The sequence below is a fragment of the Piscinibacterium candidicorallinum genome (assembly GCF_047549485.1).
Taxonomy (GTDB): Bacteria; Pseudomonadota; Gammaproteobacteria; order Burkholderiales; family Burkholderiaceae_C; genus Piscinibacterium; species Piscinibacterium candidicorallinum.
Window position 1 is genome coordinate 2993901 of sequence record NZ_CP180191.1, and the last position, 14820, is coordinate 3008720.

General features: G+C 65.6%; 15 protein-coding genes and 1 tRNA gene. 6 read left to right on the forward strand and 10 right to left on the reverse strand.

Features of this window, described 5'->3' with window-relative positions; genetic code table 11:
• The first annotated feature begins 549 nt into the window (after window positions 1-549).
• From ACMDW7_RS13560 to ACMDW7_RS13575, 4 genes are all read left to right on the forward strand, one after another.
• The gene (locus ACMDW7_RS13560; protein ID WP_377303514.1) at window positions 550-1368 is read left to right on the forward strand and encodes a hypothetical protein; all 819 of its coding nucleotides are present in this window, start codon (window positions 550-552) and stop codon (window positions 1366-1368) included.
• 163 nt (window positions 1369-1531) lie between these two features.
• Window positions 1532-2119: a recombinase family protein gene (locus ACMDW7_RS13565; protein ID WP_377303512.1), complete on the forward strand. Its 588-nt coding sequence runs from the start codon at window positions 1532-1534 to the stop codon at window positions 2117-2119.
• A 70-nt stretch (window positions 2120-2189) separates the two neighbouring features.
• A complete protein-coding gene (locus tag ACMDW7_RS13570; RefSeq protein WP_377303510.1) occupies window positions 2190-2579 on the forward strand; it encodes a hypothetical protein in 390 nt (129 codons plus the stop codon).
• Between the two features lie 329 nt (window positions 2580-2908).
• Window positions 2909-3268: a hypothetical protein gene (locus ACMDW7_RS13575; protein ID WP_377303508.1), complete on the forward strand. Its 360-nt coding sequence runs from the start codon at window positions 2909-2911 to the stop codon at window positions 3266-3268.
• Window positions 3269-3354: 86 nt separating this feature from the next.
• On the opposite strand, the gene ACMDW7_RS13580 is transcribed toward ACMDW7_RS13575, so the two are convergent.
• The 6 genes from ACMDW7_RS13580 to ACMDW7_RS13605 form a co-directional block, all read right to left on the reverse strand.
• Entirely contained in the window at window positions 3355-3678 is a 324-nt protein-coding gene (locus ACMDW7_RS13580) for a hypothetical protein (RefSeq protein WP_377303506.1), read from the reverse strand.
• Between the two features lie 191 nt (window positions 3679-3869).
• The gene (locus tag ACMDW7_RS13585; RefSeq protein ID WP_377303504.1) at window positions 3870-4892 is read right to left on the reverse strand and encodes an AAA family ATPase; all 1023 of its coding nucleotides are present in this window, start codon (window positions 4890-4892) and stop codon (window positions 3870-3872) included.
• Complete coding sequence (locus tag ACMDW7_RS13590) at window positions 4889-5404, reverse strand: hypothetical protein (protein WP_377303502.1); 516 nt, start codon at window positions 5402-5404, stop codon at window positions 4889-4891. Before ACMDW7_RS13590 ends, ACMDW7_RS13585 begins: the two co-directional genes overlap by 4 nt.
• A 1066-nt stretch (window positions 5405-6470) precedes the next feature.
• Window positions 6471-6908 (reverse strand): hypothetical protein, encoded by a 438-nt coding sequence (locus ACMDW7_RS13595; protein WP_377303500.1) that lies wholly within the window; start codon window positions 6906-6908, stop codon window positions 6471-6473.
• Between the two features lie 109 nt (window positions 6909-7017).
• Window positions 7018-8847: a DUF6538 domain-containing protein gene (locus ACMDW7_RS13600; protein ID WP_414859569.1), complete on the reverse strand. Its 1830-nt coding sequence runs from the start codon at window positions 8845-8847 to the stop codon at window positions 7018-7020.
• Between the two features lie 37 nt (window positions 8848-8884).
• Window positions 8885-8960 (reverse strand) — tRNA-Ala (locus tag ACMDW7_RS13605).
• A 144-nt stretch (window positions 8961-9104) separates the two neighbouring features.
• Here ACMDW7_RS13605 and ACMDW7_RS13610 point away from each other — a divergent pair.
• Both ACMDW7_RS13610 and ACMDW7_RS13615 read left to right on the forward strand, forming a co-directional pair.
• Window positions 9105-9884, forward strand: coding sequence for a SapC family protein (locus tag ACMDW7_RS13610; protein WP_377303496.1), 780 nt, complete (start codon window positions 9105-9107; stop codon window positions 9882-9884).
• Between the two features lie 15 nt (window positions 9885-9899).
• Window positions 9900-10748 (forward strand): alpha/beta hydrolase, encoded by an 849-nt coding sequence (locus tag ACMDW7_RS13615; RefSeq protein ID WP_377303494.1) that lies wholly within the window; start codon window positions 9900-9902, stop codon window positions 10746-10748.
• A 208-nt stretch (window positions 10749-10956) separates the two neighbouring features.
• On the opposite strand, the gene ACMDW7_RS13620 is transcribed toward ACMDW7_RS13615, so the two are convergent.
• The 4 genes from ACMDW7_RS13620 to ACMDW7_RS13635 form a co-directional block, all read right to left on the reverse strand.
• Window positions 10957-11847 carry an NAD(P)-dependent oxidoreductase gene (locus ACMDW7_RS13620; RefSeq protein WP_377303492.1) on the reverse strand — a complete coding sequence of 297 codons (891 nt, stop codon included), beginning with the start codon at window positions 11845-11847 and terminating at the stop codon, window positions 10957-10959.
• Window positions 11844-12839, reverse strand: coding sequence for a ketopantoate reductase family protein (locus tag ACMDW7_RS13625; RefSeq protein WP_377303490.1), 996 nt, complete (start codon window positions 12837-12839; stop codon window positions 11844-11846). The genes ACMDW7_RS13620 and ACMDW7_RS13625 overlap by 4 nt, the downstream gene beginning before the upstream one ends.
• A complete protein-coding gene (locus tag ACMDW7_RS13630; protein WP_377303488.1) occupies window positions 12836-13459 on the reverse strand; it encodes a VOC family protein in 624 nt (207 codons plus the stop codon). The genes ACMDW7_RS13625 and ACMDW7_RS13630 overlap by 4 nt, the downstream gene beginning before the upstream one ends.
• 184 nt (window positions 13460-13643) lie before the next feature.
• Window positions 13644-14807, reverse strand: coding sequence for an AraC family transcriptional regulator (locus ACMDW7_RS13635; protein ID WP_377303486.1), 1164 nt, complete (start codon window positions 14805-14807; stop codon window positions 13644-13646).
• Between the last annotated feature and the right edge of the window lie 13 nt (window positions 14808-14820).

Below are 14820 nucleotides of genomic sequence, written 5' to 3' on the forward strand. Positions count from 1 at the left end.
AAACAGGCGGGGGGGATTTTGGGGGCTCGGGCGGGGAGGAGTTTGATCCCCCTCCCGCTAGGTAAAGCCGCCGGCGGCGGGGAGGCGGGTCGAATCCCCGCGGGGATGAGGGCGCAGCGCGTTTCCACCGCTCTCGCCGCTTCGAGCACTTGGGCCACCTGCCAGTGGCCCGGATCGAACTCCCGCAGGGCTTGGGGCTTGCAAGCCCCAAGCCGTTCGGCAGGCTCCAGACAGCACGCAGGTGCTGTTGGTGTCCAGCCTCCCCCACCTCGGGCCGAGTACGGCCCTCGGATTCGGCAGGCTCCAGACAGCACGCAGGTGCTGTCTGAAGACCAGCCTCATCCCTATCGGTCGGGCGTTCGATCCGGTTGCACCAAGCAAATGGGCCACCCGAGGGCGGCCCATTTGTTTGGTGGAGCGGAGGAGGATCGAAGTCTCTTCACCGTCCCGGAGAACTAGTATCCATGCGGCTTTCCGGCAGGCGGCTCGTTGCGGCTGGCACAGAAAAATGGCACAGTGGCATAGTACTCGACTAGTTGAAGACCGCGCATGACCGTAGATTGGTTCAACGTCATTAGCCTACTTATCGGCGTGGGCGTGTCTTACGTCATCTTCAGACTACAGACGAAGACGGTTTTGCCTAGCTACGGGTTCAGGGCTGTAGGCGCCCTGGGTAAAGACGAATACCACGACCCCGTTCTACAAACGGCTGCCAGCGACCTAGTCATGACGTACAAGGGCGAGGTAGTGCCGCGTCTGGCCGTTGCAGAAATTGTTTTCTGGAACGCAGGCAACGCCCCCTTACGTGGTGACGATGTCTCCAAGTCTGAACCCGTGCGGTTGATCCTGCGCGACGAAGGCCGAATCCTGGAAGCTAGGATCATCAAGACTGCCGGGGTTGGCTGTGGCTTCAAGCTTGAGCCGCTATCAGACAGCCATCCGGGCGAAGTCCCACTGTCTTTTTCGCACATGAATCCCGGCGACGGGTGTGTGCTTCAAGTGCTTCACACAGCGCCAAGCTGGGGGGTCTATCTAACAGGCGGACTTGTAGGCACCACAATCAGTTTCCGCCCAATCGGCTGGCGCGGCCTTAGACATCGGAGAAACTTACGACTCCCTATCACCTTGATCGCAGCGAGTAGCTTCCTGCTTTTCGCAGCGATCGCGCCTACCTCGACCTTGGACGCATTACGAGAGAGCATTGGTGTCTCTGCTGTCAGCGAAGGTACCAGGCAGATGGCGTCGCGAATCGCCGTAGGTGTGATGGGACTAAGCATGATCTTTCTTGGCGCCTACGCAATCTGGCAGGGCCGCGATAGGTCTGCTTCTGTGCCTAAAGGTCTTCTAGGAGATGACGGCGAAAGGTAGCTCGCGTTGATGCCGCCACCCTGCACCCCGTCCACTTAGCCTATACCCATTCCTGACGTCAGCCACCCACCCCGGAAACCGTCAGATTGGGGTCAGTCTCCAATTTCTTGACAGCAATAGGAGCATGGTCTAGAGTTCATCCTGACACTTTTCGGAGTTCAGCATGAATGCCTCGACCGCCCGCCGCATTGGCTACCGCCGCGTCTCGACCGTGGATCAGTCCACCGCCCGTCAGCTCGAAGGGCTCGCCCTGGATTCGATCTACGAAGACAAGGCGTCCGGCTCGGACACGAACCGTCCGCAGCTCCAAGCTCTCCGCAACCCCAAGAGCGCGATCCTGCGGCCAGGAGACACGCTCGTCGTGCATTCGATGGACCGGCTGGCGCGGAACCTCAAGGACCTGCGCACCATCGTTGAGGAGCTCACGGATCGGGGCGTCCGGGTCGAATTCGTTCGCGATTCCATGACCTTCGAGCCGGGCCGGGACGCCCGGTCCATGCTGCTACTCCAGCTCCTCGGGGCCGTCGCGGAGTTCGAGCGGTCCATGATCCGGGAGCGGCAGCAGGAAGGCATCGAACAGGCCAAGGCGCGAGGGGTCTACAAGGGGCGCAAGCCGTCCCTGACGCCCGAGCGGGTCCAGGACCTCAAGGCCCGCGACGCGGCTGCGGGAGGCAAGGGCCGCACCGCGCTGGCACGAGAGTTCGGGATCAGCCGGGAGACGCTGTACCAGTACCTGAAGGCAGCGGCCTAGCAGGCAGCTCCGACCGGGGCGGATTGGCGCGGCGGACCCTCCCCGCTCCCGCTCCGCTATAACTGATACTGTGCAGAAAAACAGTATTCAGACCCTCTTTACCGTCCAGGCGCAGCGCCATCGCGGCCGTCCGATCAGCACGGGCCGCAGGGGCGGCATCTACCAGGGCGTCCTGACGATCCGGGACCTCAAGGACCCGCACCTGAACCGCGTGGCCCGATGTGCCGAGCTGGCAGACCCAGGCAACCGGCTGCCCCTTCTGCCCACGCTGATTGATGCTCAGGTGGTGCATATGACCCCGGCGATCATGGTCATCAGCGGCTGGGAGCGGCTGCCCGATAACCGGGGCGAGATGCAGGGCTATCAGCAGACGTGGTGGTGTTCGCTGGCGCAGCCGAGCGCGGAGCCGGGGCAGCCTGCGCGTCCGACCTTCGGCCCGAACGAGACCCGGATCGGGTGAGCCCCGGCCCGGTTCGAGGGGGCCGATGGGGGGAACCTGCGAGCGCGGGCAGGGCGAAGCGGGGTCGCGGAAGTCCAGGAGGTTTTGGAGGTCTGCGGGCCTCCTGGACGTTGTGTGGCTTTCGCCCGCAGCTCGCAGGTGTGCGTGGATGTCGCGACGGAGCTACAGCATCTCGGCGCATCTTTTCTATTGAGGACTTGCCTCGGCATCATCTGCGCGAGTGACGCTTTGGATGGAGGTCGTCTGTGGTTTTCGGGTTCCTTCGCAGCGGTATGGATCGTGGGCTAGTAGCGCTGATGCGTGGAGAGATGGAGTCCACGAGATTGTTCATGCTGGACCTGCCGCTGCCACAGCAACATGAGTTTTGCGAAACCCTCTGCAAAGCCTATCAGGACTACTACCGCGAACTCGGGGGGTTTGATTGGGCGCGAACCGAGGGCCTTCAGGCTTTGGCGAGAGAATGCCGAAAGCGGGCTAACGCACAGAAGCCCTTGAGCGAAGTCCGAAGCCGGGCACTAAATCTGCTCGGCTGCTACTTCGACCTCAAGGGCAACCCATACACCACGCAAGACGATTGGCAAGCAATTCAATTCTTCATGAAAGCGGTGTTTGACCACAACGAGCGTCGCCTTGCGCTCGAAGAAAAAAACAGAGCCTCAGACACACGGCCAGGCTCTGCAAACTTCTGACCCCCGCCCGGCCTTGCAACCGGGGTGCGGGGGGATTCCAGGATCGCGGGCGGGGCGAAGCGACCTTGCGGAAGTCCGGCCAGTTTCTAAGCCGCCCGGCCCGTGCTGCGGTCGAACAGGATCAGGTTTCCCCGGCGCAGGTCGAACGCATCGCCGTTGCGGTAGCGGACCTGCTGCCAGCGCCCCGCGCCTAGGAGCAGTCGCGCCACGATGGCGGGCCGGTGCCCCGGCAGATCGACCATCGGAACCGGCCGACCGCCGCTTCTGCCGACCGTCCAGGTAGCCGACTCCCCCAGGGTCTCCAAGCGCTGCCAGTCCCTCAAGTCCAGGGCGCAGCAGCTCAACAGCCCCAACCGGAAGGCGACGGTCTGGGAGTCCGGGAAGTAGTGGAGTTCTCGGCTGCCTCGCATGGTGTCCTCCGTTGAATCAGGCCCGATTCCGGGTGCCGTGTTTCCGGTCCGGTGGGCGGAAAGTTGGTGGACCGACCGGCTGGAAACCCAGCACTGGCGCGGTTTTCCGCCCTTCCGCCCCCTATAAGACAAGCGGAAAACCGGAAAACATCCTGTCTGGGAGACGATGCCTCCCAGACTCCGCGCCCCTCCTAGAAGTCCAGGCTTCGGTTCGGATTGCCGATCTCCTCGCGCAGCGCCTTGGCCTCCTTGAAAGCTCGGTCCATCTCGACCTCGCGCATCAGCTCAGCGGCGAGGATTTCGCGCTTCAGCTCATACGCTCGTGTCTTCTGCAATCCGATGGCCTTGCCCGCCTCCTCCACGTTGATCCACTTGCGGGAGCGGATCGCCTGCGCCAGCGCGGCGGCCTGGGAGTGCTCGGACGGTCCATGATCCCAAGCAGCGCGGCTAGCGTCGGCGCGGAGCCGAACCCGCTTCTCGACGGTCGCCTCGTTCGCGCCGCCTCGCGTCTTCTGCCAGACCATCGCCACGTCCATCAGCCCGGCCGGTGCGCCCGGCGTGGGCTTCAGGCCGACGATCCAGGCGAACGTGGTGGCGATGTTGCTGGTACCCCGGTAGTTCTCTCCACCCTTGCTGGCGTGGTGGACCACGAAGGGCGTGCAGCCCTGCTGCCGCAGCTTCTGCACTAGGTCCATAACCGGCTTGATGGCCGCTGCGGAGTTCTCGTCCTCCACGGTCGCCAGTGTGCTCAGGTTGTCCAGGATCACCAGAGCAGCCCCGCACGCCTTGGCCTGCGCCAGGATCAGCGCGTGCCCCTCCGGCGTGCTTAGGTCCGGGAACTGCACGTCCGGCCCGTGGCAGTCCCGCGCCAGGAAGTGCAGGCGGCCAAGCGCCTGTGCGTCGATCGGCGGGTTCGTGGCGTGGCGCAGCAGCTCAAGCCGCTCGACCAGATCGCCCCGGTCCATCTCCCCGTCCACATACAGCACGGGGCGCGGCTCGGGTGCGGTCCAGCCGAGCACCTCCACGCCGCCCGCCACGGCCAGCGCGGCGCTCATTGCGACCTGGGACTTCCCGGCCCCGGTGGGTGCCCAGAGGAGCACCGCGTCCCGCTCGCGCAGCCAGGGCGCGAGGATCATGGCGCGGGGTACGGGGGGATTGCTCAGCAGGTCTGCGGCAGAAACCGTGCGCAGGGTGTCGAACTGCTGAAAGCTCATACCCGAGCCTCCGCGCTGCGCAGGATGGCGGGGGCCTCGCGGACCGTCTTGGACCGTTCACGCAGCGCCTGCCACCGGCCGCGCAGGTAGGCGGCTTGCAGCTCTGGGCTGTGCGGGTAGAGGTCCTGAGCCGCCTCGATCGCATCGCGGCGCTTGCCGCCCTTGCGCAGGCGCAGGGTCAGGTTCTCCCGGCGCAAGTCCAGGCGCGAGCCGTTGCGGTACTCAACTTGCTCCTCCGGACGGGCACCGAGGATCAGCCGGGCCACGGTCAGCAGGTTGCTGCGGCCTTGCAGGCGAACGTAAGGGTTGCCCTGCCCGCTAAGGTTCAGGAACCAGCGTCCGGTGTGCCCGGCTGCTTGGAGGGCCTCGAAGTCGCGGCGGTCAATGAGGGCCACGCTGCCGTCTTGGAGTCGAACGCCGGTCACGGTGTCCGAGACGGTCAGGAGGTCGTTGCGCTCCGCGCTGCGGCGGGGCTCGGGGGAGAGGCTTGCGCCTTCTTCGGTGTGCTTCATGGTGGGTCTTTCAGGGTGAACACGCCCGCCCCGGTGTCCGCGCTCAGGCGGCCGGGGGAAGGGCTGGGTTGTGGGTAGGAGGGGGATGCGGGCGCGAAGGCGCCAGAGGCAGGGCCACGCAGGTCAGCGGGCGTGGCGGATCAGCGGAGCGTCCGGGAAGTCCGGGCGATCATGGGGTCTCTACTCTGTGGAAGGTGAACTTTCAGTGCTTCGGAACGGCTAAATCCTTATAGGGTTCTCTACCCTGCCAGCTTCGACTTTTCAGGTGCTCCTAAACGCATAGGGTTCTCTACCCTCCGGGTGTTGACTTTTCAGACACTCCGAAACACGAGGACCTTCCTGCATTGCTTTGGGGTTCTCTACCCTGTACGTGGTGAACTTGTTTACGTCGCCCGGCTATGGGGTTCTCTACCCTGTAGCGGGTGAAATTTTCAGGGTTTCGTAATGACCGAAACGCATAGGGTTCTCTACCCTGCGCCACCTGACTTTTCAGGCACTCCGAGATGCCAGGACCTTCCCGGATTTCTCTGGGGTTCTCTACCCTGTATGTCCTGACTTCTCAGGCACTCCGAAACGCCCGCGATCTACCGCCGTGGCCGGTTCCCGTCAGAGGCAGGACCTTCCCGGATTTCTCTTGGGGTCTCTACCCTGCGAGTGTTGACTTTTCGGGCACTCCTAAACGCCAGGACGTTTCGGGGCTTCTGTGGGGTTCTCTACCCTGTGCATGGTGAACTTTCAGGCACTCCGAAACGCCAGGAGGCGCAAGCCGACTAGGCCGAAGCGAAGCGCACGGAAAGGACCTTCCCGGACTCCACGCCTTCCTGGACAGTCGGCGACAGTCGCGGCCGCATGGGGTCCTCTATCCTGCGCCATCTGACATTTCAGAGGCGGTCCGACCGTAGGGTCCTCTTACTCTGTACAACGTGAGTTTTCCGGACCGTTCAGGGCATAGCGTCCTCATTCTCTAGCGGGTGACTTTTTGGTCCCTAGAAGCCCTCGACCGCCCGGACAGCTATTACCCCTTGCCTCCGGGAGATCGAGGCTCCTAGGCCCCTTTGCGCCCCTCCTAGCGGCCCATGCCTGCCGCCTCAAGGATCGACCGAACCGGGAGGCCCGAGAGCAGGTATTGCAGCCAGTCGCCCCGGCCGATGATCCGTCCGGTGCAGTCCATCGCCAAGAAGCGGCTGCCCGGCTCCTCGGTGCGCTGGATGGTCAGGACCGGCCCGGCACACAGCAGATAGTCCGCCATCCCCTCGGGCTCCCGGCAGATCGCGGCCCATTCGGCTCCGGTGTCTTCCCCGGTGCGCTCGTCTTCCAGGCGCCCGAAGATCAGGGTCAGGGTATCGGCCAGGGGCACGGGGGAGCCGGTGGCCTGCGCGTGGGTCCGGGCAAGATTCTGGGCTGTCTGGGACATCCGGTAACGGAACAGGCGAAGCCGGGCGCGGTCATCGTCCGTGAAGCCGGGAGCGGCGGTAGCGGGGGTGTCGATCTGTGCGTGGTTCATAGTGCTGCTTGGGTGCTCAAGGATGGCGGGGCGTCATTGATCCGGGGATGCCCCATGCCCGGTGTCCAGACGGCGCGAGCCGACCGGAGCGAAACCAGACAAAGGGGCGTCAGGCCGCAGCGGGTTGCGGGTAGACGCGGGGGAGGTTCAGGCCCGGATAGCTCAGGCGCTGGATCGCATCGCGCAGCGCCGAAGGGCTGGCGTGCGTATAGACCCTGCGGCCCGTACTGCCGCCGCCTTCGTGCCCGAGCAGGGCGTCGATGGTGGGCTCGGGGGCGTGGGCATCGACCAATCGCGTGCGCACCGTATGGCGCAGCGCGTGGAAGTCCAGGTACCGCCGGGACAGTCCGCGAGCCTTGCGGAACTTGCCGAACCACTCGCTCACATACTTGCCCGCCGTGTCGGACTCAGGCGAGCGCACGTCCGGGAAGAGCCGGGAGTCTCCTGCCGCTTTCCGAGCTGCGCAATAGTCCAGGAACCCGAGCCGGATCAGCTCAGGGTGCAGCGGCACGATCCGCTGCGCTGCGTCGGTCTTGAGGCTGCGCGGGGCGTCGTCTTCTTCCTCGGGGTCCGGGGCTTCTGTGATCCGCAGCAGCGGGATTGATCCGGCTTCCGTGGCACTGTCCGCCCGCTCGAAGTCCACCGTGCGGAGCTGACATAGCTCGGAGAGCCGCGCCCCGGTGAACAGCCCGAGTATGGGCAGCCAGTACGCGGCCTCCCCGCCCGCCTTCGTGGAGTCCGGCAAGCGGAAGTCGGTAAAGAGCGGGGCTGCGAAGAGTGTTTCCAGCTCCTCGACCGTCCAGGGCCTTCGGACCGCCCGCTTGGAGGTCGCAATGCTGACCCCTTGCCAGGGGTTGCGGGGGATCAGTTCGAGCCGCTGTGCCGCGAAGTTGAGCAGTGTCTTTACCGCCGTTAGACGATCATTGGCGGTCTTCGGGCTGTCGAACTTGGAACGCAGCCAAGTGCTGAACTCAAAGCCCTGCGCCGTCCGAAGGCTGGCAAGCGGCGCATTGCCGGTGAACTCCTCGAACAACTCAAGGGATCGCCGGTATTTCTCGACCGTGTTCCGGGGCCGCTTGAGTTCCGCCCCTTCCCACAGGCCGAACACGTCGCGCAGCTTTGCTACAGAGGGCGACGCCTGTTGCGGCGCGGCGGGGGTCTCAACCGGCTCGCCTCGGTTCCGGCGCAGCAGGTCTGAAGCCGCCGCGTGCAGGCTCCCGGCAATCGCCTGTAGGGCGCTACGGTTCGCAGCCCAATCGACCTGCCAGCCCAGAAGCCGGGCCGCATGGTCCGCACGGGCTCGCACCTTGGACAGGTCCCCCGCTACGGCGGCTTGCGCCTCGGTCAACAGACGTCCGTGATACCCGGCCGCAACTTCGCGTTGAACCGGCGTCAGGCCAGCCAGCGGGTCCCAATCGGCCGGGGTGTCCAGCGGATGCTCGGAGGAGTCCAGGAGGTCCAGGACGTCCTGAGCTGTGGTGTCCAGGGGCAGCAGCTTGCCGATTGCGCCTGCCTTGCCGCCTGCCAGCGCGGCCGTCCAGCTCGCGCCCCAAGTGCTCGGCGCTTCTATGCGGATCAGGTCATCGAACTTGAGCACGTCACGCCGAACGGCGGCAGCCAGAGCCTCGACCTGTTCGGGCTTCAGTGCGTCCAGAGGCGTGAGCTTGCGATTGCGGCGCAAGGTCTCGAACTGCGCCAGCTTGGCCGCGCGGATTGCGGCGGCGCGGGCCTTGGCCTCGGAACGGTCCCGCGTGTGCAAGGACTCGCGGTATTCCTTCGCCCCGAGCACGTCATGCAGGGGCTTCGGGACCATCACGCGGACATAGAAAACACCTTCCCTCTGATACAGCCCGGTCTCTTTTGCCATCGGTTTCTTTGCCTTCGGTGGAACAGAAAGTGGCACACCTTTCTGACCCACAGGCCGCCTGGAAACCCGCATGAAACCTAGCTACAGAGGAAAAACGCTGGATGAAAAGTGGTGGAGCGGAGGAGGATCGAACTCCCGACCTTCGCATTGCGAACGCGACGCTCTCCCAGCTGAGCTACCGCCCCGTGTTCGTGACTGCGTTGACTAAATATATAGCAGCCAAAAGGTCGTGACGGGCGCTGCAATAATCGCGGGCTTGCGCGGCGGGCGGGGTGCACTGGCTTACCTGGCTGTCGTTTGCGCAGCCTTCTGTCATTGCGAGTTCATTCATGGATATCACGCCGCCGTTTGGCTTTGGTTCGATCACCCCGCTGCGCCCCGACCTGAAGGTGCTGGACTGGCGCAACGCGCCCACGCCGGTGGAATACAGCACCCTGAACGCGGTGCCCATCTCGCTGGGCGAAAGCTGGATGGCCTCGCGCGACTATCCGCTGGTATTCGCCGAGAACGGCGGCCTGATGGCGGTGCTGGGCTTTGCCGACAAGGAAAACCTGTACTGGAAGGACGGCGCATGGGACAACACGGTCTACGTACCCGCGATGATCCGCCGCTACCCCTTCTGCACGACCCTGGTGCGCATTGACGGCGTGGTGCAGCAGCAGCCGCTGATGTGCGTGGAGTCCAGCTTCGTGAATGACGCTGGCGAGCCGGTGATCGACAACAACCGCGTGCCGGTGGGCGATTTCCTGCAGCAGGCGCAGCTGGTGGAGGCCTTCGACCGCGATCTGCAGATGACCGCGGCGCTTGAGGACATGCTGCGCAAGCACGGCCTGATCAAGCCCTTCGACCTGACCGCCACGCTGCGCGACGGCACCCAGTTCCAGATGGGCGGCATGTGGCGCGTGGACGAGCTGGCGCTCAAGGAAGTGGCCGCCAAGACCCTGCGCACCTTGATCGAGAGCGGCGCGATGCGGCTGGCCTACACGCACCTGAATTCGATGGCGAACTTCGATCGTTTGCTGGACCGCAAGTACGCAGGCAAGCTGTTTGAAGGCATGCCGATGCGCGAGGCGACGGCCACGGAGCCGGCTGCACCCGCAGCGAACTGACCCGCCGGAGCCCGCATGGACTACGAGCGCCTGTTCAACAACCGGGCGCTCGTCCCGGAGCATCCGCACATCCTTTCACGCTGGAGCCGCGACGGCGCCGATGCCGTGCGCCGTCTGGCCTGCCTGCTGGATCTGCCCTATGGCGAGCACGCCAGCGAGCGGCTGGACTTCTTTCCCGCCCGCGTGAGTTCGCGCGGCGCGCTGCCGCCCCTGCTGATCTTCATGCACGGCGGCTGGTGGCGCAGCCTGGACAAGCGCGATTTCGCCTGGCTGGCCGCGCCCTGGCAGGCCCGCGGCGTGAGCGTGGCCCTGCCCAACTATGCGCTGTGCCCCGCGGTGAGCCTGCGCGACATCGTGCAGCAGACCTGTGCGGCGGTGGCGTGGCTGTATGGCCGCGCGGGGCGCTACGAGTTCGATCCGCAGCGTATCCACATCGCTGGACACTCGGCCGGCGGGCATCTGGCCGCCATGATGCTGGCAGCGCGCTGGCCACAGTGGGGCAGTCAGCCGCCGGCGGATCTGATCAAGAGCGCCACGGCGGTGTCCGGCCTGTTCGAGCTGGCGCCAGTGCGCAAGGCGTCCTTCGTGAATCAGGATCTGCAGCTCACCGAAGCGGATTGCGCCGCACTCTCCCCGGCGCGCCTGCCGCCCGCCACGGACGCGCCACTGATCGTCGCCACGGGCGCCCTGGAGTCCGCCGCCTTCTTTGAGCAGCAGGACCTGATGCTCAAGGCCTGGAAGGGCGTGGCGCGCGGACCGATCCTGCTTGAAGGCGACAACCACTTCACGGCCTGCGACCGGCTGGCGGAGCCAGGGCATCCGCTGTTCGAGGCGCTGGCTGCGGAGATCGCGCGGCCGCACTAAAACGGCGTGACGCGCTGCGGATCAGATGGCGCTGCGGCCTGCGGGTTTGAGGCCGGTCTGGCCAGCCGAGTCATTTTCAATGTTTGGTTGAAAAGCAGCCCCTGAAGAGCGCCAGATTCAAACGCTGATTGAATAGATCAATTGGCTGCTTTCCGCATGCAGCATGCGGATCCTGGCCGATTTCCAACTCAGATTTCAGCGTCGCATCTCACGCCGAAGCCTGGCGCAGTTCGAGCGCCTTCAGCAGCGCGCTGGTGTCTTCCTTCGCCCAGCCGCGCGCCTGCATGTCGGAAAGCAGCGCCTGCGTCACCTGCACGGCGGGCAGATCCAGCCCGGCGGCCTGCGCCATCTCGAGGATCAGGCCGTAGTCCTTGGCATGCAGGCGGCTTTCGATGCCTGCAGCAAAGTCGCGCGCCACCATCTTCGGGCCCATCAGCTCCAGCATCCGGCTGCCGGCAAAGCCGCTGGAAATGGCGGTCAGCATCTGCTGCGGGTCCACCCCCTGGGCACGGCAGAACAGCATGGCCTCGGCAATGCCCTGGATGTTCACCACCTGCACAATCTGGTTGCAGGCCTTGGCCACCTGCCCCGCCCCGACAGGGCCGACGTGCGTGAGCGTCTTGCCGTAGCACAGGATCACGTCGCGCACCGCCGCCAGATGCTCCGCGCTGCCACCGGCCATGAGCGTGAGCGTGCCGGCCTCGGCTGCGCGCACGCCGCCCGACACCGGGCAATCAATGAAGCCGATGCCGCGCGCGGCCAGTGCTTCGGCAACTTCGCGCGTACCCGCAACCGCGATCGTGCTGTGGTCCACCACCACGGCACCGCTGCGTGCGCTGTGGATGGCGCCTTCGTCTCCGAGCAGCACCTCGCGCACATCGGGCGTGCTGGTCACGTTGGTGATGATCACGTCCGCATTGCTTGCCGCTGCCGCGGGCGAGCGCACCGCGCGCGCGCCCACACCTTCGACCGCGCGTGCGGCCTCATCACGGCGCACACTGGCCGTCACGGCATGGCCGGCCGCGATCAGGTGGCGGATCATGTGCAGGCCCATGGCCCCGGCGCCGATGAGTCCGATGTTTCGCTTCAATTCACTCATTGGTTGATCCCCAGGGTCATGGCGCGGGCACGGGCCAGCGCATGGATCTGCTTGATGGTGGGCACCGCGATGCCGGCTGCGTCGGCCAGTTCGATCACGCTCTCCACAATCGCCTCCAGCTCCAGCCGACGGCGGGCCTCCAGATCCTGCAGCATGCTGATCTTGGCCGCGCCGAGCTGGCGCGCGACGTCGATGCGCTGGTCCGGCGTCACGTCGAAGCGATAGCCCAGGTGCTCGGACACCGCCATGCCCTCGAGCATCATGGCGCGGATCGGCGCGAGCACGCCTTCGTCGGCGCAGATCTGGTTCATCAGGTAGCCAGTCAGCGCGGCTACCGGGTTGAAGCTCAGGTTACCCAGCAGCTTCCACCAGACATCGCGGCGGATGTCGCTTGCGCGAACTGCCTCGAAGCCGGCAGCATCCAGCGCGGCACACACCGCTTCGAGCCGCTCGCTGACGACGTTGTTGAGTTCACCCAGGATCAGGCGCTTGCCGCCCGTCCAGTGGATCTCGCCGGGCGCGCGCACCTCGGCCGCAATGTGCACCACGCAGCCCAGCAGATGCTTCGGATGCAGGTCCGCAAACATCGTGCCCTGGGGGTCCAGGCAGTTCAGGCGTCGGCTTCGGAAGGGGTCATCCAGATCGGCGAAGTACCACCACGGCAAGCCATTGATGGCCGGCACCACCACGGTGTGCCGGCCCACCATGTTGCGCAGGCGCGGCAGCACCTCGGCAATGCCGTGCGCCTTGGTGGCGAGGATGATCAGGTCCTGCTCGCCCACGGCCAGCAGGTCATCCGTGACCGGCAGGGCGAGCCCGTGCTCGCCGCCATGCACATGATCGACCAGCCGCGCGCCCTGCCTGAGCGCCGCGGCATGGGCGCCGCGTGCGATGAGTGTGACCCGATGCCCCGCCAGCGCCAGCCGGCCGCCGAGCGCGCCGCCAATGCCGCCGGCGCCGACGATGGTGACCCGCATCGGCGCGCTGCTCATGCGCCCGTGCTGGGCGCGTACTCCGGCCGGTCGTTCTGCTGCGGCTTCAACACGCCCGCCGCCTTGCCCGCAGCCCGCTCGGCGCGCCACTGCTCCTTGCGACGGTTCCATTCGGCCAGCCGCGCATGGGCCTCGGTGCTCTCGCGCGCCATCTCGGCCTCACTCGCCACCTGGGCCGACAGCTCCAGCCGGATGCCGTTGGGGTCGAAGAAATAGATGCTCTTGAAGACGTGGTGGTCGGTGATGCCGAGTACCTCCACGCCGTGCGCCAGCAGCCGGGTCTTGATCTGCTCCAGCTTCTCGATCGACTCCACGCGGAAGGCCACGTGGTTCACCCACAGCGGCGTGTTGGGCGAGGGCTCGGCCTTCACGTCGTCGCCCAGGTCGAAGAAGGCAATGAAGCTGCCGTCGGCCAGGCGGAAGAAGAAGTGCGTATACGGGCAGTACTCGCCCGTGGAGGGCACGTAGTCGCTTTGGATGATGTGATACAGCGGCAGCCCCAGCAGGTCTTCATAGAAGTGGCGCGTCTCCTCGGCATCGCGCGCGCGGTAGGCGTAGTGATGCAGCTGCAGGATGGGCACCGGCGAGGGTGCATTCAGTACGGCGGGTTGCGCGGCCATGGCGAACCTCTTTCAACGGTGAAAAGCGATGGCGAATTATGGCGCGCTGATTTGCGGCGAGTGGCCCGGTGCAGCCATGCCCTCAGCCTGTAGAACGCCCGGACGGCGAAACGCGGATCGAGCATTGATGCGCCTCTTCAGGCCAAAGTGGCTGGAAAGCCGCACGGGACAAGCGAGAAGCCCTTCAGGACGAATGCCGCAGCTTCCCAAAGACCGACACCTTCCTGCCATCTTCTGCAGCCAGCTGCGCATGCTCGCTCTGGAACTGCCCTGCGCTGCGCTTGTACCAGCGCTTGAAGGCGTGCTGCAGCGCGCTGGGTTCGGAGAAGCCGAGCAGGTAGGCGGTCTGCGAGACGGTCAGGCCCTGCTTGAGGTAGTGGGCGGCGGCTTCGCGGCGCACAGTGTTGAGCAGCTCGCGGAAGGTCTCGCCTTCGCTTTCCAGCAGCAGGCGCACGCGGCGCACGGGCAGCTTGAGCGTGGCGGCCACTTCGTCCAGGGTGAGCGGCTGGCCCTTAGAGAGCAGCAGGTTCAGAGCCTGCACCACGCGGCTGGCCATGCGGGCCTCGGGCTCGAGCCGGGCCATGAGTTCGTCGGCCTGGGTCACGAGGAAATGCCGCAGGTAGGGGTCAGCCGTGCGAAAGGGCAGATCGAGCAGGGCCGCATCGAAGATGAGCGCGTTCTGCGCTGCGCCGAACTCCGGCGGAACACCGAAGGAGCGCTGGTACTCCGCGGCCAGCGAGCCGCCGGGGTCGGCATGCATGAACGTGGCACGCTCAATGCGCAGCGGCTCGCCGGTGAACATGCGGGCATAGAACAGAGCAAGCGCCAGGTAATGCTCGGCAAACCAGCGGCTCGCAAAGCGCGGGTCGAGGCACTGGTAGATGAAGGAGGCCGTGCGGCCGTGCGTTTCGTAGCGCACCGAGTCCGACTCCGACACCAGCAAGGCGTACTTGCCCCATTGCTCGATGGCTTCGCGCATGGTGGCGCAGCGCATGCCCAGGTGAGCGACGAAGTGCATGCGGTTGTCCGGGTAGCGCTCGTGCAGGTCAAGCGCAATGCCGGGGTGCTCCAGCACCTGCGCGGTGAGCGCCCAGAGCGCATTGAAGCCGGACAGGGGCACGCGGCCGTCCGGGTCGTCCAGCAGGCTGGGGCTGATACCGGTGTGCTGCGCGATCTGCTCGGCGCGGATGCCACGATTGAGCAGCAGGCGCACGAGCGTGAAGACGGCGTCATGGGCGGTGGCGTAGGGTTCGTTCAAAAGCGCTGGCGCAGGCAAGGTACGTGGCGAGCCGGGTGCTGGTGCGGCACCGGTCTGCTGCAGGGCTTCGCTGCGCGGCTTGCCGGTCACGGATAGGCCCTGC

Bases quoted from the DNA above. Each gene is read 5' to 3' on its own strand.
- ACMDW7_RS13560 (WP_377303514.1), top strand. From the start codon at position 550: ATGACCGTAGATTGGTTCAACGTCATTAGCCTACTTATCGGCGTGGGC.
- ACMDW7_RS13565 (WP_377303512.1), top strand. From the start codon at position 1,532: ATGAATGCCTCGACCGCCCGCCGCATTGGCTACCGCCGCGTCTCGACC.
- ACMDW7_RS13575 (WP_377303508.1), top strand. From the start codon at position 2,909: ATGCTGGACCTGCCGCTGCCACAGCAACATGAGTTTTGCGAAACCCTC.
- ACMDW7_RS13580 (WP_377303506.1), bottom strand. From the start codon at position 3,678: ATGCGAGGCAGCCGAGAACTCCACTACTTCCCGGACTCCCAGACCGTC.
- ACMDW7_RS13585 (WP_377303504.1), bottom strand. From the start codon at position 4,892: ATGAGCTTTCAGCAGTTCGACACCCTGCGCACGGTTTCTGCCGCAGAC.
- ACMDW7_RS13590 (WP_377303502.1), bottom strand. From the start codon at position 5,404: ATGAAGCACACCGAAGAAGGCGCAAGCCTCTCCCCCGAGCCCCGCCGC.
- ACMDW7_RS13595 (WP_377303500.1), bottom strand. From the start codon at position 6,908: ATGAACCACGCACAGATCGACACCCCCGCTACCGCCGCTCCCGGCTTC.
- ACMDW7_RS13600 (WP_414859569.1), bottom strand. From the start codon at position 8,847: ATGCGGGTTTCCAGGCGGCCTGTGGGTCAGAAAGGTGTGCCACTTTCT.
- ACMDW7_RS13610 (WP_377303496.1), top strand. From the start codon at position 9,105: ATGGATATCACGCCGCCGTTTGGCTTTGGTTCGATCACCCCGCTGCGC.
- ACMDW7_RS13615 (WP_377303494.1), top strand. From the start codon at position 9,900: ATGGACTACGAGCGCCTGTTCAACAACCGGGCGCTCGTCCCGGAGCAT.
- ACMDW7_RS13620 (WP_377303492.1), bottom strand. From the start codon at position 11,847: ATGAGTGAATTGAAGCGAAACATCGGACTCATCGGCGCCGGGGCCATG.
- ACMDW7_RS13625 (WP_377303490.1), bottom strand. From the start codon at position 12,839: ATGAGCAGCGCGCCGATGCGGGTCACCATCGTCGGCGCCGGCGGCATT.
- ACMDW7_RS13630 (WP_377303488.1), bottom strand. From the start codon at position 13,459: ATGGCCGCGCAACCCGCCGTACTGAATGCACCCTCGCCGGTGCCCATC.